Origin of the sequence: Rhizobium sp. H4 (assembly GCF_003013335.1) — a bacterium.
GTDB lineage: Bacteria > Pseudomonadota > Alphaproteobacteria > Rhizobiales > Rhizobiaceae > Rhizobium > Rhizobium sophoriradicis.
This window is the reverse complement of record NZ_PSOW01000003.1, coordinates 105,333-122,541: the sequence shown is the minus strand read 5'-3', so window position 1 is coordinate 122,541 and position 17,209 is coordinate 105,333. Positions and strand designations below refer to the sequence as shown.

The window sequence follows — 17,209 nt, the reverse complement described above, 5'->3', positions numbered from 1 at the left end:
CGATGAGGCGCGACATTTTTGTCGCAAATGATTCCATTCCAATCCGGGGCTTGATGATGTTTCAGTACGATCTCGTTGTGGTGGGTAGCGGTCCTGCGGGGCGCCGCGGCGCGATCCAGGCTGCCAAGCTCGGCAAGAAAGTGCTTGTCATCGAGCAGGGTAAGCGCGTCGGCGGTGTGTCCGTCCATACCGGCACCATTCCCTCGAAGACGCTGCGCGAGACCGCGCTCAATCTTTCCGGCTGGCGCGAACGCGGTTTTTACGGCCGATCCTACCGCGTCAAGCAGGAGATCAGCGCCGAAGATCTGCGCCGTCGCCTGCTGATTACGCTCAACCATGAAGTGGAAGTGCTGGAGCATCAGTTCGCCCGCAATCGTGTGCACCATATGCGCGGCAGGGCGAGCTTCGTCGATACGTCGACGCTGCAGGTCATCAAGGATGACGGCGAGATCACCCAGGTCAGCGCCGCCAGCGTGCTGCTCGCCGTCGGCACCAAGCCGTTCCGCCCCGATTACATGCCCTTCGACGGCAAGACGGTCCTCGACAGCGACGAACTGCTCGACATCGAGGAGCTGCCGCGCTCGATGATCGTCATCGGCGCCGGCGTCATCGGCATCGAATACGCGACGATCTTCAGCGCACTCGACACCGCCGTCACCGTCATCGACCCCAAGGCGACGATGCTCGACTTCATCGACAAGGAAATCATCGAGGACTTCACCTATCAGCTGCGCGACCGCAACATGAAGCTACTGCTCGGCCAGAAGGCCGACAAAGTTGAGAAGCTCGAAAACGGCAAGGTCGAGCTGACGCTCGATAGCGGTCGGCGCCTGACCACCGATATGGTGCTCTTCGCCGCCGGCCGTATGGGGGCGACCGACATGCTGAACCTTGAGGCCATCGGCCTCGAAGCCGACAGCCGCGGCCGCCTCAAGGTCAACCCGGAGACGTTTCAAACATCGGTTGCCAACGTCTACGCCGCCGGCGACGTCGTCGGCTTTCCGAGCCTCGCCTCGACCTCGATGGAACAGGGCCGCATCGCCGCGCGCGTAGCGATCGGGGCGGTTGCCAAGGAGCCGCAGAAATATTTCCCCTACGGCATCTATGCCGTGCCGGAGATTTCGACTTGCGGCCTGACCGAAGAGGAAATGAAAGAGCGCGGTATTCCCTATGAATGCGGTATTGCCCGCTTTCGCGAGACCTCGCGCGGCCACATCATGGGTCTCGACACCGGACTTCTGAAGCTGATCTTCTCGCTGAAGACGCGCCGCCTGCTCGGCGTGCATATCGTCGGCGAAGGCGCCACCGAGCTGGTGCATATCGGCCAGGCGGTGCTCAATCTCAAAGGCACGGTCGAATATTTCGTGGAGAACACCTTCAACTATCCGACGCTCGCCGAAGCCTACAAGATCGCCGGGCTCGATGCTTGGAACCGGATGGGCGACATCAAGTCGGAACTGTAGCCGCACGGCGACAGAGCAGCCATCTCAATCCCGCCACCTGAAGGGCGCCGAAGGCATTGCGCATCATTTCCCTGAACGCATGGGGCGGCAGGCTGCATGAAGCCCTGATCGATTATGTCAGGCAGTCCGATGCTGATGTGCTGTGCCTGCAGGAGGTGCTGCGGGCGCCGGATCCTGGTTCCGGATGGCCGATCTATCGCGATTCGGGGCTGGAGCTGCCGCAGCGCGCCAATCTGTTTGCGGAGATCAGCGCCGCCCTGCCCGGCCATGACGGCTTCTTCTGCCCGACATCGCGAGGCACGCTCTTCGACGGCGATGCCGCCATTGTCGCCGAATTCGGGCTGGCGACCTTCGTGCGCAAATCGCATTCCGTCATCGCCCAGGCGATAGACTTTGACAGTGCGACCTTTAAGATCCTCGCCCGATTAGGTCTTTCTGATCTCGTCACCGGAAACGGCCTTGTCGATACGCGGACCTCCTACTATCTGAAGCAAGGCCGCTTTGCCGACTACATGCTGGTGACGCCGGAGGTGAAAATTGCCAAGTTCGAGGTGGTGGCGAGCCCCGAGGTCTCCGACCACCGCGCATTGCTGCTCGATATCGTGTAGTATATTGAGGAACGGCGCGCGCCGCCCAAACTTTTGCGCGCAATGTACGATTTTACGCCTTAGGTTGAACCGTGATCAATCGCATTAATACGCCGTGCCTGATTTGTGCCCTCAACGCCATTTTGCCTCCGGGCAGACGTTTCTAAAGAAAGATAGATACTCTTGTCCCATGCTTTGGAAGCCGCACGCAGACGTTTTCAGCTCATCCTGATCAAGCCGTCGCATTATGATGACGACGGCTACGTCATCCGCTGGTGGCGGGCGATGATCCCTTCCAATTCACTCGCAGCTCTCTACGGCATCGCCGCCGAATGCGCCGAGCGCCAGGTGCTCGGGCCCGATACCGCAATCGATATCACCGTCATCGACGAGACCAATACGCGGATCGATTTCCCCAGGCTGCTCGCCCAGTTCAAGCGCCACGGCAATTTCGGCATGGTCGCGCTGGTCGGCGTCCAGTCAAACCAGTATCCGCGCGCGCTCGATATCGCCCGCCCCTTCCGTGATGCCGGCCTGCCGGTTTCGATGGGCGGCTTTCATGTATCCGGCTGCCTGTCGATGCTCGACGGCAAGGCGGTCGGGCTCGACGCCTGCCGCGACATGGGCATCTCGATGTTCGCCGGCGAGGCCGAGGGGCGGCTGGACATGGTGTTGCGCGATGCCGCCAACGGCGAGCTGAAGCCCCTCTACAATTTCATGAACGACCTTCCCGGCATCGGCGGCACACCGGTTCCCTTCCTGCCGAAGGACAATATCCAGCGCACGCTCGGCCTCAGCACCAGCTTCGATGCCGGGCGCGGCTGTCCTTACCAGTGCTCGTTCTGCACCATCATCAACGTGCAGGGACGCAAGTCGCGCTTCCGCTCGGCCGACGATGTCGAAAAGCTGGTGCGGATGAACTGGGCGCAGGGCATCCACAAATTCTTCATCACCGACGATAATTTCGCCCGCAACAAAGATTGGGAAGCGATCTTCGACCGGTTGATCGAGCTCAAGGAGCGGGACGGAATTCCGCTCGGCCTGATGATCCAGGTCGACACGCTCTGCCACAAAATCCCGAACTTCATCGAGAAATCCCGGCGCGCCGGCGTCACCCGCGTGTTCATCGGTCTTGAAAACGTCAATCCGGACAATCTGACCGCCGCCAAGAAGAACCAGAACAAGATCACCGAATACCGCAAGATGCTGCTCGGCTGGAAGGCGCAGGGCATCATGACGCTGGCCGGTTACATTCTGGGCTTCCCCGCCGACACGCCGGAATCGATCCGCCGCGATATTGCGATCATTCAGGAAGAGCTGCCGCTCGACGTCATCGAATTCTTCATCCTGACGCCGTTGCCGGGTTCCGAGGACCATCAGGTCCTGTGGAAGAAGGGCGTCGAGATGGATGGCGACCTCAACATCTACGATGTCGAGCACGTCTGCACCGCGCATCAGAAGATGAGCAAGCAGGAGTGGGAGGACATCTACCACGAGGCCTGGTCGCTCTATTATTCGCCTGATCATATGAAGACGCTGCTGCGCCGCGCTGTCGCGACCGGGGTGCCGCTCGCAAGGCTCGTCAAGGTTCTCGTCTCCTTCGCGACCACCGTTCCGCTGGAAAACGTGCATCCGCTGCAGAGCGGCCTCATGCGCCTGAAGACGCCGGCCGAGCGACGCCCGGAACTGCCGCGCGAAAACCCGCTGGTCTTCTGGCCGCGCTTTGCCTGGGAAACTTTGAGCAAACATGCTTCGCTCGCCGCCACGATTATCGGCCTGACAATTTCGGCATTCCTGATTTCGTGGGATGCCAAATCGAAGAGCTACACGGATCAGGCTCTGACGCCGGTCGCCGACGACGAGGAAGAGACGCTCAGCCTCTTCACCAAAACCGCCGGGGGAGCGGCGGCCGTCAGCCATGTCCGGAAAGTCGCGGAGCTGACACGGCATTGAGCTGCAATCCCGGCAACGGCGGCTGACGCCCTGTTGGCCGGAAATCACCGGAGACGTCAAAGGCGAAGCCTGGCGCTCCGACTTTGACCGGCGACTAAGCCACTCGGATCATTTGGCTGGTCTCAGCCACCTGCAGGGTATCGAGAAATTCCACGATCTTCACTGGTTTGCCGCCACTGAAATGGATCTTGTCGATGAACTCGGTGCGGAAGCGCACCCCTGACGGGATATGTCGGACCTCGCCTTCACGATGCGCAACGACCACCTCATGGTCCTCATCGGCATACATCCCAGCTGTCCTCATGCCGGACAGATCCCAGTCATTGATCAGCTGCGTAATCGCTTGGCGAAAGGCAGGTCCGCCTGTTTCAGTAGAAAAAGGCGCCATCCGCGTATTGCCGACAATGCGAAAGGTGCAATTCTCGCCGAGCAGCGCCAGCGTGCCCTCGATATCGCCGCGACCACGCACAGCATAGATTTCCTCTACCAGCTTTTTCATCTCATGCGTTGAAGTCATTTTCCGGTCCTCCCATTCCCCCGTAAAATCTGCCTTGAATACTACTTCATTTCAACTCTTTGTTGTTGCATTCAAGACAAGACCACGAAGACGGCATTGGAGAATGAACCGTCCGGATGATCCGAAAAAACAAAAGGCCCCGCGCGATGGCGGGGCCTTTCCAAGCTTCAGAACTGAAAAGCGATTATTCGGCGCTTTCGTCGGCTGCCTTCTTCTTCGGAGCAGCCTTCTTCTTCGGAGCGGCTTCCTCGCCTTCAGCGGCGTCGGCAGCTTCGGCCTTGGCGGCAGCCTTCTTCTTCGGCGCCGCCTTCTTGGTGTCAGCCTTGGCCTCGCCTTCTCCCTCGGCGAGCAGTTCTTCCTTCGTCACCTTCTTGTCGGTGACGTCGATTTCGGTCAGCAGGTGATCAATGACCTTCTCTTCGAAGATCGGGGCGCGGATCGAGGCGGCGGCGCCCGGCTGGCTGCGGAAGAATTCGAGGATCTGCTTTTCCTGGCCGGGATACTGGCGCAGCTGATCGTAGATGGCGCGCTGCATTTCGTCTTCGGTCACTTCGACGCCGGCCTTTTCACCGATCTCGGAGAGAACGAGACCGAGGCGGACGCGACGCTCGGCGAGCGTCTTGTATTCCTCACGCGCCTTCTCTTCGGTCGTGTCTTCGTCCTCGAAGGTCTTGCCCGACTGGGCGAGGTCGTTGTTCACCTGGCTCCAGATGCCGTTGTATTCGGCGTCGACGAGCGAAGCCGGAGTGTCGAACTTGTACATCTCGTCGAGCTGGTCGAGGATCTGACGCTTCAGCTTCTGGCGGGTCAGCGAGCCGTACTGCGATTCGATCTGGCCACGGACGATCTCCTTCAGGCGGTCGGCGGATTCGATGCCGAGCTTGGAGGCGAGTTCGTCGTTGATCTCGACAGCGCCGGGGGCTGCAACATCCTTGACCGTGATGTCGAAGGTCGCGTCCTTGCCAGCGAGGTTCTTGGCCGGGTAGTCGGCCGGGAAGGTCACGGTGATGGTCTTCTCTTCGCCGGCCTTGACGCCGACGAGCTGGTCTTCGAAGCCCGGGATGAAGCGGCCGGAACCGATCACCAGCTCGGCGCCCTGGTCGGTGCCGCCTTCGAAGGCTTCACCGTCGACCTTGCCGACATAATCCATGGTGACGCGGTCGCCGTTGGCGGCCTTGCCGGTTTTGCTTTCGTAGGAACGGGCGCTTTCGGCAACCTTCAGGACCTGCTCGTTGACTTCGTCATCCGAGATGTCGATGACTTCGCGCGTGACCTTGATGCCCTTGACCGACTTCAGCTCGATCGGCGGCAGCACTTCATAGGAAAGGGTGAATTCGAAATCCTGCTGGGCGGAGAGGATCTTGTCGGCTTCGTCCTTGTCTTCCGTCATGGCGATTTCCGGCTGCGTGGCCGACTTTTCGCCGCGGCTGGACAGGATGGCGGACGGCTGTTCGCGGACGATCTCGTTGACGAGTTCGGCCATGATCGACTTGCCATAGACCTTCTTCAGGTGAGCTGCGGGGACCTTGCCCGGACGGAAGCCGTTGATGCGAACCTTGTCCTTCACATCGGCAAGACGCGCATTCATCTTGTCTTCCATGTCCTTGGCCGGGATAACGACCTTGATTTCGCGCTTCAGCCCTTCAGCGAGCGTTTCGATAACCTGCATGTCTTCCTACCTTCATGTCGTGGCGGCCGTGCCCAGACGCCGTTCGTTTCGATGAGCACGACGCCGGCTGCGTGCCGCGCGTGGCTTTTCCCAATTCCTGTATCATTCCGCCAAAAAGGGGAACGGCACTCACTTCCGAGTATTCGGAACAACCTTCGGTCATTCGGGGACAACTAAGATCTTAGTCTCCCCCTGCAAACAGCCTGGTGCGGGTAGAGAGACTTGAACTCCCACGCCTTGCGGCACCAGAACCTAAATCTGGCGTGTCTACCAATTTCACCATACCCGCGTCCACAGAACCGCATGCCTATGCCTGCGCATGAGGCCTTCCGGAGCGCGGCGTCTCTATATCACCCGATTTGGTCGAGGCAAAGGAAAAATGAACGGCAAATGACAAGGGATTTAAGGTCTCCAGCCGCCCTGCTCCGAAGGCTTGCGGGATCAGTAAAGCGGCTCGTCGTAAACCGGCTTGCCGTCAACGAGCAGACTGCGAATCTGCGCGCTTCCGTCAGGCGAAACGCGCACCGCTATGGCGACATTGCCATCATTGCGCGCCTCCTCCAGCGGTTTACCCTGACCTTCGGGGACGTAATAGCGCTCGATGCCGTATTCGACGCGGATGCTGTCACCCGCAGCCAGTCCGCCGCTATAGAATGGCTGGCTGCGCAGGATCACCGTTTCCGGCTGACGCGGCAGCGTCTGGAAGGACGATTCGGTCACCGTCCAAAAACCGTCCCCCTGCTTCTTCAACCGGACCCACAGCGTGCGTTCGCCCGGCTCCGCCGGAATGCCGCCGGAAACTGTCTGCACCGGCACAGTGGAAATGTCGTAGTTCAGGACGACATAATCGCCGCGCAGGAAATCACGCGGATCGACCGGGGCCGTCTTCAGCAGCACTTCGGTGCCGTTGGTGAGAATCGACGCCCGGCTCTGGATGATCGTGCCGAGGATCACAGTCTGCAGGCCGGCGACGATGATTGCCGAAAGCAGGTAGCCCTTGCCGGACTGCAGCCGTGCCATCAACGAGCTCATGCGAGCTCCTCCCGTGCATTTGCCGAAAAGCGCCGCTCGAGACGGATGACGATCCATGCGACCAGCGCAACCACGAGACCGGAAAACAGGAAGAGGCTCGACGTGCCGAGGATCGAGCCGACGGTCACGGAAGCGAGATAGAGCATCTCTGCAGCGAAGGCCGTATAGGCAAGGTAACGCACGGCACCGTTGTTCCTGCCATGCAGCGCGATCGCCAGCACGGCGGCGGCAAGTGTCGCCAGACCGAGCACCACCAGCCGCCATCCCTGCTCTATCTCGATATGCAGCAGCAGCAAGCCGATCGCCGCGACGAGGAAGCTGTAGAATGCCGGGGCCGCGCCGGCACTCCTGACCAGTGGCGCGATACGGGGATGCGGCAACGCCGTCAGCACGAAAACCGCCATGCCGCCGATGGCGAAGGCAAGCGCTACCGCCATCTCCTCATAAAGCGTGTAGAGCCATGCAAGCCAGCCGATCATCAGCAAATAGGCCAGATGACGAGCCCGCGCAGCGCCGGTGTAACGCACCAGCGCGATGACGATCACCGCCATAACAGGCGCCATCCAGGGATCAGGCCCGATCCAATGCGTGTCATTATTCTCGAGGTAAACGGCAAAGGAGGCCCAGGAGAGGAAGCCGGCGACGACCACCACAGCGCCCGAACGGAACAGGATCGCCGAGATCGTCGCGATGGCGAACCAGAGATACATCACCGTCTGCTGGTCGCCGGAGAGATGATACATCTGCCCGACCAGAGAAATGGCACCCCCGAAGCTCATCGCCCCGATGACCAGCAGGCCGCTTGCAGCGGCTGTCGCACCGCGTGCGAGCATCAGGGCGGCGGCGATATGCACCGCCCAGATCAGAGCGAGGATGGCGCCGACGCGGACGAGGCGCGGAATGGCTTCCCAATTGGAGGCGACGACCAGCAGAACGGCAGCAGCAAGCAGCACCGCCGCCAGCCCCATCAGCACCCGGCCGAGGCTGAAGCTGGCCGGGCGGCTGTCATATTCGGCGAGAAGCGCGCCGGCCGTTTCCTTTGCCAGCAGACCCTTGCCCACCCAGAGCGAGAGATCCCGCTCCAATCTGCCGCGATACATGATTCCACCCCTCAGTTTCGCGACGCTCGCCCGGCGCTGCGGCTTCGTCATTTATAGACGCAGCAGGCAGCTTCGCAAACGCCTCAGCGCTGAATATGCAAATTCCTCATTGGTCTAATTTGGGTCAGGTGTTAACCGGGCGCTAACGTCGGAACTGCTAACATCAGCATATGAAGGACGAGGTATGCGCGATCGGCATATCTCACATGTAATTATTGCACTGCAAAATATCAATTAGTCATACTATTTACCGACATATCGAAGCACGGGGGTGGCGCCCCGGCCCGGCACTGCCGGACGCCCGCGGATGGCTTTGTCCGTGACGAGATTCGCAGCCGCGCACTCCTCCTCCCAAGCGCGCCGCGATAGACTGGCGACACTCCTCCTCCCAGTTGCCAGTCACTATAATGCGCCCGCCGGATCCTCCCCCGGCGGGCGTTTTATTTGATGACGGCATACTACGTAAGTTCAAGGCGTTAGCACCTCGAGGCTGGTTCCGCTGCGCCACCGAGAAAACAAGGTTCACCGGATTTTTCTTCGCATCAAGCCGTGGCGCCGGATTCGTGATCGCGACGCTTTGCGGCGGCCAGACGCAATGACGGACAGGCTTGTCGAACCGGCACCGGATCACTTGCCCAGCGCGCAACTCGCCAGAGGCGGGTTTTCCTCATCGCAGCCCCTTCGCCACTTCAAAGCTCGAGTATTCGCTCAAGTGACTTTGCCTAATCGTTGACCAGAGTGCGGTAAGATTGTGTAAAGCATTGCATATCTCGCATAGGTGACCTGAAAACTTGGCTGTTTTCGTTCTTCGCGCCGCAACATATATTCCGGCCATCAAATAGAGGTCAGCGCCGATGGGTGGCTGCTGGCAGATCAAACCCTCGGAAAGGGGCTTAACATGAACATCACACGCTCTTTCAACAACTGGCGCAAGTATCGTCAGACGGTCACCGAACTCGGCCGCATGACCAACCGCGAATTGCATGACCTCGGCATCGACCGTTCGGACATCCATCGCGTTGCCCGCGAAGCTTCTTCGCGTTAATTCAAAGGTTTCTGCTTCCTCCCAAGCAGATCCCTCCAAGATTAAAACGCCCGCTGCACCACAGCGGGCGTTTTCTTTTTCGGCGATCGACGGTCGTCGCGGTTACAGGATCTTCCTGGTTCCTTTGTCCGCTCAAAAAATGTTCACCGCTTATTTCTGAAGCATCATATTGCACATTTGCATGGCAGACGCCTTTTATTTGCACTGCACAATGAGAGGGTTTGCGCCTATATAAACATCAACCGCAGAGAGACAGGCGATCCCGCCGTCCAGCGGACATTTGTTCGAGGAAGATGACAATGAACCCGATCCGCATTGCAAAAAGCTGGCTCAGCTACCGCCGTACACTCAACGAACTCGGCAGCCTGTCGAACCAGACCCTGTCCGACATCGGCGTCAGCCGCTACGACATCCGCAATATTGCATCCCGCTCGTTCCGCTAATAGCGGGTAACCGGCACGATGCTTCAAGACGGCGCCATCAGGGCGCCGTTTTTGATTCGGGGGTGTTGGATCGCATCTGCCGACATGATATCAGCCCGGAATGAACACGATCTCCTATCCTCCTATTCACGTCGTCGGCGGCGGGCTTGCCGGTTCGGAAGCCGCCTGGCAGATCGCCAGCTCCGGCGTTCCCGTCATTCTGCATGAAATGCGAGGGGTGCGCGGCACGGACGCACATAAGACTGACGCTCTTGCCGAGCTCGTGTGCTCCAATTCCTTCCGGTCCGACGATGCGACCAGCAATGCCGTCGGCGTCATCCACGCCGAGATGCGCATGGCGGGCTCGCTGATCATGGCCGCCGCCGATCGCCACCAGGTGCCGGCCGGCGGCGCGCTGGCCGTCGATCGCGACGGCTTTTCTGAAGCCGTGACCAAGGCGATCCACGATCACCCGCTCATCACCGTCGTGCGCGAGGAAGTCACCGGCCTGCCGCCGCGCGACTGGGATCTTGCCATCGTCGCCACCGGGCCACTGACGGCGCCATCGCTCGCCAGCGCCATCCAGGCGCAGACGGGCGAGGATTCGCTCGCCTTCTTCGACGCCATCGCGCCGATCGTCTATCGTGACAGCATCGACATGGATATTTGTTGGTATCAGTCGCGCTACGACAAGGTCGGCCCCGGCGGCACCGGCAAGGACTACATCAACTGCCCGATGGACGAGGCGCAGTACAATGCCTTCGTCGATGCGTTGATAGCGGGCGACACCGTCGGCTTCAAGGAATGGGAAGGCACCCCCTATTTCGACGGCTGCCTGCCGATCGAAGTGATGGCCGAACGCGGCCGCGAGACGCTGCGCCACGGGCCGATGAAGCCGATGGGGCTGACGAACGCGCATAATCCGACAGTCAAGGCCTATGCCGTTGTGCAATTGCGCCAGGACAATGCGCTCGGCACGCTCTACAACATGGTCGGTTTCCAGACGAAGCTGAAATACGGCGCGCAGGCGGAAATCTTCCGGATGATCCCCGGACTGGAAAATGCCGAATTCGCCCGCCTCGGCGGTCTGCATCGCAACACCTACATCAACTCCCCGACCTTGCTCGATCCGTCGCTGACATTGAAATCGCGGCCCGGCCTGCGCTTTGCCGGCCAGATCACCGGCTGCGAGGGTTATGTCGAAAGCGCCAGCGTCGGGCTGATGGCCGGCCGTTTCGCCGCCGCCGAACGCAAGGGCGAAGCGATCTTGCTGCCGCCGGCAACGACCGCGCTCGGCTCGCTGCTCGGTCATATCACCGGCGGCCACATCGTCTCCGACGAGGAGCCCGGCAAACGGTCATTCCAGCCGATGAACATCAATTTCGGGCTGTTTCCGGAGCTTCAGCCGGGTTCGATCGTCAAGCCCGAGGGCGTGAAGCGTTTCCGCGGCAAGGACAAGACGATCATGAAACGGCAGTTGATCGCGCGTCGCGCGCTTGCTGACTGCGCCGCCTGGCTCGGCCAGACGCAGGGGGTTGCCGAAAGCGCCTCTGCATAATGCTGAAACCGTTTTTGGGCGTCTTTTCAAGCGCGCAAAGCCGTAAGCAACACTTCTACTGTTTGTTCGCCGCGGCGATAGTGCCCGGAGGCAGATCCTTATCCGGCTCGGCGATGTAGTTGCCGAGCAGCCAGAGCGCGACCTCGGACGCCTCCTTGGGCGAGGCGAATTCGAACTTGCCGTTGTGATGAGGGGCGTCGAGAAAATCGATCGCCAGTCCCCTGCCCGTCTCCGAGCTTACCACGCGCACACGGCCGGGCTCGATCAGATGGCAGGAGAAGTGGCGCGCCATGTTGCGCATCAGGCCAGCCTTGTTGTCGTGTAGACGCACGAAGATCGCCTGGCCGTTTTCAGTCGCCTGCAACTGCCGGATCGCCTCGTTGGGAAAGGCGCGGCCGAACTCGATGATGGCGAGACCGGTGTCGTGCAGGCTGTCGTCCTTGTTTTGCGCAGCCATGCGTGTTGCCACGAAGGCAAAGAAAATGACGATGGCGAAAAGGACGCACCAGACGATAATGCCCACGCCGAGTCTCCGTTCAATGGGTAGCGGTGAGGAGCTTGTAGCGCGCGAGACTTGCGCGAATTTGACCGATCTCAGATTTTCCTGCGCGATGCAGCCAGCGCCATTGCGAGCTGGCGGCGCCATTGCGGCGGCTGCAGCGGCCGCTCGAACACAAGGGCACCACGCCTCTGTGCCTTGCGGAGCACCGGCTCGGCCAGCGTGACCGGCAGGAAGGCCGGAAAGACGGCCGGCGCAATCGGTCCTGCCCCCCTTGCCTTTGCCAGATGCTCGCGGCCGAGGCCGGCGAAGGCCTCGACGGCGGCGGAGATGCGCGGCCGGTCTTCGCCGGCAAGGAAGGTATCGCGGTCGAGGCCGGTGGCCGAAAGGATCTGCAGCGGAATATAGAGCTGGCCGCGGCGACGATGCAGCGGCATCAGCAGCAGCAGGCCGGCGACCGCCTGGGCGACACCGGCATGGCCGGCCGCGCCGGCCGATTGGGCGGCTGCCTCAGGCGACAACACAAGGCTTGCGAGTTGGATCAGCGCGGACGCCGTTTCGCCGGCATAACCTTCAAGCGAAACACGCGTTTCCATAGGGTCGTCGTAGAGATCGAAAGTGCGAGCCTCGATCATATCGATCAGCGTCTTACGAGGCAGGCGATGCGTTTCGATTGCGCCCAGAAGGCCCACGGCGACGGGATTGGCCGCCGTCGAGCCATGCGCACTGCCTTCCAGCAGGTCACGCCAATATTGCATGCGCACCTCGCCTGGCAGCGGCTCGTGCACCAGGTCGCGGATGCGGGCAAGCTCGGCATTGAAAGCGTAAAGCGCCGCAAGCGCCCCGCGCTTGTCCTGCGGTGACAGAAGGCAGGCGAGATAGCGGTCGCGATCATTGTCGCGCAGCATCGCCAGGCAGATATCCTGGTTCGTCGCAATATTTCCTTCCGCCATCGTCAGACCGCAATCAATGCCGCGGCGACGGCGCGCTGTTCGGCGAGCATGATATTAAACGTGCGCACTGCGGCACCCGTGCTCATCGGATCGGAGGCGACGCCGCGCGCCTTCAGCGCCTGCTTCAATTCCTCGGGCAGACGGCGAAGCTCGGTTCCTGTGCCGACGAGCAGAACCTCAATATCGCCGGCCTCTTCCAACACGCGGCGAAAATTTTCAGGCGACAGCGGCTTCGACATGTCCATGTCCCAGCCATGAACCCCGGAGGGCAGGCAAAGGATCGAGCCGCGATGCGACATGTCGGCAAAACGGAAACCGCCATTGCCGTAAGTATCGATCGGGGCGCGGCCGGGAAAATGCGCGGCGCGGATTTCTATGCCTTTTGCCATGTTTTCAAACCACCGTGCCGGATCTTACACTAGCATCCGTCTTGTTGCTCTCTTGCCCGTCGGGGCTTTCCGGCCGCAGCCGGAAGACGATCAGCACGGGAGCGGCGATATAGATCGAAGAGAAAGTTCCGAGAGCGACACCGAAGAGCATCGCAAAGGCGAACGACCGCATGACGTCGCCGCCGAACAGGTAGAGCGCCAGCAAGGCAAGCAGCGTCGTCGCCGCCGTCAGGACGGTGCGCGACAATGTCTGATTGATCGAGGCATCGATCAGGATCGGCAGCGGCATCTTCGTGTAACGCTTCAGGTTCTCGCGCATCCGGTCATAGACAACGACGGTGTCGTTCAGGGAATAGCCGACAATCGTCAGCACCGCGGCGATACTCGTCAGATTGAATTCGATACCGGTTAGCACGAAAAGCCCCAGCATGATGATGACGTCGTGCAGCGTTGCGACGATGGCGCCGATGGCGAACTGCCACTCGAAGCGGATCCAGATGTAGAGCAGGATTGCCGCCAGCGCGGCAACGACGCCAAGCGTCGCCATCATCGTCAATTCGCCCGAGATCGCAGGGCCGACGACTTCGACGCGGCGGAAATCATAATCCGCCTCGAGCTCGCCGCGCACCAGCGTCGCTGCCGATTGCTCGGCATTCTCTCCGCCGCCCTGGGACGCGATGCGGATTCGCGCGTTGGCCGGCCCGCCGGTGCGTTCGACCCCGACCTCGCCGAGATTGAGATCGTTGAGGCGCGATCTGAGATCGGCGATGTCGGCATTGCCCTGTTTCGCCGTCACCTCGATAAGCGAGCCGCCGGTGAAGTCGATGCCGAGCTGCAGGCCGACAGTGGCAAAAGCCGCCATGGCAATCAGCGAGATCGCAGCCGACGCCGTGAAGACATAGCGGCGGATCCCCATGAACCGGATATTGGCGTGCTCGAAGAGATGGGTCAGGACGCTTTTCGGCAGGTGCCGTGGATGGAGTCGCGCCAGCCATACGGCGACGATCGAGCGGGTCAGCGTGAATGCCGTTAAAACCGTCGTCAGAATGCCGACCGCCAGTGTCACGGCGAATCCACGAATGGATTCGCTGCCGAGGAAAAAGAGAATGACGGCGGCGATGAAGATCGTGACATTCGCATCGACGATGGTTGCGAAGGCGCGCGAGAAACCGCGCTCGACGGCCTGCGCAAAGGAATGGGCGGTTTTCTCCTCCTCGCGGATGCGCTCGTAGATCAGCACGTTGGAATCGACCGCCATGCCGACGATGAGCACGATGCCGGCAATACCGGGCAAGGTCAGCGTCGCGCCGGCAAGGCTGAGCGCCGCAATGATCAAGATCAGATTGAAGAAGAGCGAGACGACGGCGACAAGGCCGAGAATACGATAGAGCGCGATCATCAATGCTGCGACCAGCACGACGGCGCTGAAGCCGGCGATGAGGCCGGAGAAGATGGAGTCGGCGCCGAAGCGCGGGCTGACGCTGCGTTCCTCGACGCTCGTCAGCGTTGCCGGCAGGGCCCCTGCCCGCAGCATGACTGCCAGGTCGCGGACGCCATCCTCGGAGAAGTTCGCTGAGATCCGACCTTCGCCGTTGGTTATCGCCGCATCGATGGCCGGCGCCGACATAACCTGGTCGTCGAAGACGACGGCAAGGTGCTTGCCGATATTCCGCGCCGTCGCCTCAGCCAGCCGCTGCGTGCCTTCCGCGTCCAGGCGATAGGTGATCGAGACATCCTGGGTCTGCGGATCCACCACAGGCTCGACGTCGACCATGTTGCTGCCGGTGACAAAGGCCGTACGGTCGACGAGATAGGGAACCGGCGGATCGTCCAGCGAATAGAGCACCTGCGATGTCGCCGGCCAGCGGCCGTTCAGCGCCTCCTGCCCCGACATGCTTTCATCGATCAGATGAAAGGAAAGCTTGGCCGGCTGGTTAAGGAGATTCTTCAACCGCTCGGCATCGACCGATCCCAGCACCTGCACGGTGATTCGGTCGTCCCCGTCGGGGCGAACGAGGAAATTCTCGTAACCGAATCCGGCGATGCGCCGGCCGACGATATCGAGCGACCGGGTCCGGGCGGAGGCGACATCAGCTGTAATGCCGGCGTCGGAAATCTGCAGCGAAAGCTGCCCTTCGCCGCCCTGCTGCAGCGCGAGTCCGGCGGCGGAATCGCCGCCGGTCATCGTCAGGGATTTCAGACGATCGACCGCTTTCTGCGTCTCGGCAGGATCGGTGATCCGGACAGTGACGGTCCGGTCGTTGCCGGTCAGCCCGGTATAGCGGATGCCGGCGCCGCGCAGCGCGTTGCGCACATTCGCGACTGCCTCTTCCAGGCGGTCCTTGACGATATCGGAACGCTCGACCTTCAGAACGATATGCGAACCGCCCTGCAGATCGAGGCCGAGCATCACGCGATCGTTTCGCAGCCAATCCGGCAGAGAGGCACGCTGTGCCTCGCTCAGCAGATTGGGCGCAGCGATGACGACGGCCGCAAACGCAACCAGCCAAATCAGAAGTGTTTTCCAGCGGGAAAAATGCAACATTCTCTCGACGATCTTCCGATCCGGCGGTTTGCCGTTATCGCCTGTTACGCCGCGTCGGCCTTTACAGGTTCACCCTTGACGCGAACTTCCGAAATTCCGCTGCGGACGATGCGCACGCGAACGCCTTCGGCAATCTCGACTTCGACTTCCTTGTCGTCGACGACTTTCGTCACCTTGCCGACGAGACCGCCGCCGGTCACGACCTGGTCGCCGCGACGGATCGCCTTCAGGGTTTCCTCACGCTTCTTGGCCTGGGCGCGCTGCGGGCGGATCAGCAGGAAATACCAGACGACCATCAGCGGCACGAACAGAATGATCATTTCGAAACCGGAGCCGCCGAAACCGGTTGCGGTATCGGTCGCACTCTGGGCGAATGCCGGGGTGATGAACATGCTAAACTCCTCAGGCTTGGCGGCGGAACTCCGCCTCGTTTTTCAGGTTGCCGGACTATAGTTGCCGCTTCGATGAATGCAACAGAAACAGCCGGGAACAGTACCGATTCCGCTGCCTCATAACCTTTCCGGCGGCAAAACGCCATGCTACCCGCATCGAAAGATAAAGCGGATAGCCGCAGCAAGAAATCAGGAGCTTGCGATGACCGAGGAAATCAACACCGCCCTGCTTGCCGAGCTCAAGCGCCTCGCTGATGCCGTCCAGCGTCTTGCCGGACCGGCACCCTCCGTCAATGACTGGGATGCGGCCGACTGTTTCGTCTGGGCGCCGCTGCGCCAGCATCTGCAGCCTGTCAAGAAACCCAACCGGGTGGCGCTGAAGCTCATCCGCGGTGTCGACCACGTGCGCGATATCCTGCATGAAAATACGGTGCGTTTCGCCGAGGGTTATGCGGCCAACAACGTTTTGCTCTGGGGTGCACGGGGCATGGGCAAATCATCGCTGGTCAAGGCCGTGCACGAGGATGTCAGGCGCGAAAGCGGCGTCGCGCTGAAGCTGGTCGAAGTTCACCGCGAGGATATCGCCAGCCTGCCCAACCTGCTCGACCTCTTAAAGGACACGCCGTACCGGGTGATCGTCTTCTGCGACGACCTCTCCTTCGATCACGACGACACCGCCTACAAGTCGCTGAAGGCGGCGCTTGACGGCGGCGTCGAAGGACGGCCGGACAACGTGCTCTTCTACGCCACCTCGAACCGGCGCCACCTGCTGCCGCGCCACATGATGGAAAACGAACAATCGACGGCGATCAATCCGTCCGAAGCCGTCGAGGAGAAGGTCTCGCTGTCTGACCGTTTCGGCCTCTGGCTCGGATTTCATAAATGCAGCCAAGAAGACTATCTCGGCATGATCGACGGCTATGCCGATCACTTCAAACTCGGGCTCGCGCGCGACACGCTGCATGCCGAGGCGCTGGAATGGGCAACGACGCGCGGTGCGCGCTCGGGCCGCGTTGCCTGGCAGTATATTCAGGATCTGGCGGGACGCATGCGCGTCCATATCGATAGAGTCTAAAATGACAAAA

General features: G+C 60.9%; 16 protein-coding genes and 1 tRNA gene. 7 read left to right on the top strand and 10 right to left on the bottom strand.

Going from position 1 to position 17,209, the window contains the following annotated elements; translation table 11 throughout:
* Positions 1-56 precede the first annotated feature (56 nt).
* The 3 genes from sthA to C4N04_RS05425 all read left to right on the top strand — a co-directional run bounded on the left by sthA (position 57) and on the right by C4N04_RS05425 (position 4,003).
* Positions 57-1,463: a Si-specific NAD(P)(+) transhydrogenase gene (sthA, locus tag C4N04_RS05435; protein ID WP_038692490.1), complete on the top strand. Its 1,407-nt coding sequence runs from the start codon at positions 57-59 to the stop codon at positions 1,461-1,463.
* 56 nt (positions 1,464-1,519) lie between these two features.
* Positions 1,520-2,071 (top strand): hypothetical protein, encoded by a 552-nt coding sequence (locus C4N04_RS05430; RefSeq protein ID WP_009996532.1) that lies wholly within the window; start codon positions 1,520-1,522, stop codon positions 2,069-2,071.
* Between the two features lie 162 nt (positions 2,072-2,233).
* Positions 2,234-4,003, top strand: a complete 1,770-nt coding sequence (locus C4N04_RS05425; protein ID WP_106795564.1) for a radical SAM protein — start codon at positions 2,234-2,236, stop codon at positions 4,001-4,003.
* Positions 4,004-4,097: 94 nt separating this feature from the next.
* On the opposite strand, the gene C4N04_RS05420 is transcribed toward C4N04_RS05425, so the two are convergent.
* The 5 genes from C4N04_RS05420 to C4N04_RS05400 all read right to left on the bottom strand — a co-directional run bounded on the left by C4N04_RS05420 (position 4,098) and on the right by C4N04_RS05400 (position 8,321).
* Complete coding sequence (locus C4N04_RS05420) at positions 4,098-4,520, bottom strand: nuclear transport factor 2 family protein (RefSeq protein ID WP_009996534.1); 423 nt, start codon at positions 4,518-4,520, stop codon at positions 4,098-4,100.
* 184 nt (positions 4,521-4,704) lie between these two features.
* Complete coding sequence (gene tig / locus C4N04_RS05415; RefSeq protein ID WP_106795563.1) at positions 4,705-6,189, bottom strand: trigger factor; 1,485 nt, start codon at positions 6,187-6,189, stop codon at positions 4,705-4,707.
* 204 nt (positions 6,190-6,393) lie between these two features.
* A tRNA-Leu gene (locus C4N04_RS05410) sits at positions 6,394-6,478 on the bottom strand.
* A 152-nt stretch (positions 6,479-6,630) separates the two neighbouring features.
* Complete coding sequence (locus tag C4N04_RS05405; protein ID WP_086156208.1) at positions 6,631-7,221, bottom strand: GDYXXLXY domain-containing protein; 591 nt, start codon at positions 7,219-7,221, stop codon at positions 6,631-6,633.
* On the bottom strand, positions 7,218-8,321 hold the full coding sequence (locus C4N04_RS05400) for a DUF2157 domain-containing protein (protein WP_077993941.1): 1,104 nt from the start codon (positions 8,319-8,321) through the stop codon (positions 7,218-7,220). Before C4N04_RS05400 ends, C4N04_RS05405 begins: the two co-directional genes overlap by 4 nt.
* A gap of 898 nt (positions 8,322-9,219) precedes the next feature.
* Between C4N04_RS05400 and C4N04_RS05395 the strand changes: the two genes are divergently transcribed.
* From C4N04_RS05395 to trmFO, 3 genes are all read left to right on the top strand, one after another.
* Entirely contained in the window at positions 9,220-9,366 is a 147-nt protein-coding gene (locus tag C4N04_RS05395) for a DUF1127 domain-containing protein (protein ID WP_004678838.1), read from the top strand.
* Positions 9,367-9,665: 299 nt separating this feature from the next.
* Positions 9,666-9,809, top strand: coding sequence for a DUF1127 domain-containing protein (locus tag C4N04_RS32575; protein WP_004678841.1), 144 nt, complete (start codon positions 9,666-9,668; stop codon positions 9,807-9,809).
* Between the two features lie 100 nt (positions 9,810-9,909).
* Positions 9,910-11,346 (top strand): methylenetetrahydrofolate--tRNA-(uracil(54)-C(5))-methyltransferase (FADH(2)-oxidizing) TrmFO, encoded by a 1,437-nt coding sequence (gene trmFO, locus C4N04_RS05385; protein WP_077993943.1) that lies wholly within the window; start codon positions 9,910-9,912, stop codon positions 11,344-11,346.
* A 55-nt stretch (positions 11,347-11,401) separates the two neighbouring features.
* On the opposite strand, the gene C4N04_RS05380 is transcribed toward trmFO, so the two are convergent.
* The 5 genes from C4N04_RS05380 to yajC form a co-directional block, all read right to left on the bottom strand.
* The gene (locus C4N04_RS05380) at positions 11,402-11,869 is read right to left on the bottom strand and encodes a hypothetical protein (protein WP_077993945.1); all 468 of its coding nucleotides are present in this window, start codon (positions 11,867-11,869) and stop codon (positions 11,402-11,404) included.
* 71 nt (positions 11,870-11,940) lie between these two features.
* A complete protein-coding gene (locus C4N04_RS05375; RefSeq protein WP_077993948.1) occupies positions 11,941-12,798 on the bottom strand; it encodes a phytoene/squalene synthase family protein in 858 nt (285 codons plus the stop codon).
* A 2-nt stretch (positions 12,799-12,800) separates the two neighbouring features.
* On the bottom strand, positions 12,801-13,187 hold the full coding sequence (locus C4N04_RS05370; RefSeq protein WP_077993951.1) for an Mth938-like domain-containing protein: 387 nt from the start codon (positions 13,185-13,187) through the stop codon (positions 12,801-12,803).
* Between the two features lie 4 nt (positions 13,188-13,191).
* Positions 13,192-15,732 carry a protein translocase subunit SecDF gene (gene secDF, locus C4N04_RS05365; RefSeq protein WP_077993953.1) on the bottom strand — a complete coding sequence of 847 codons (2,541 nt, stop codon included), beginning with the start codon at positions 15,730-15,732 and terminating at the stop codon, positions 13,192-13,194.
* A gap of 44 nt (positions 15,733-15,776) precedes the next feature.
* Entirely contained in the window at positions 15,777-16,124 is a 348-nt protein-coding gene (gene yajC, locus C4N04_RS05360) for a preprotein translocase subunit YajC (RefSeq protein ID WP_004678848.1), read from the bottom strand.
* Between the two features lie 202 nt (positions 16,125-16,326).
* Here yajC and C4N04_RS05355 point away from each other — a divergent pair, with 202 nt between their 5' ends.
* Positions 16,327-17,199, top strand: coding sequence for an ATP-binding protein (locus tag C4N04_RS05355; protein ID WP_009990833.1), 873 nt, complete (start codon positions 16,327-16,329; stop codon positions 17,197-17,199).
* Positions 17,200-17,209 lie beyond the last annotated feature (10 nt).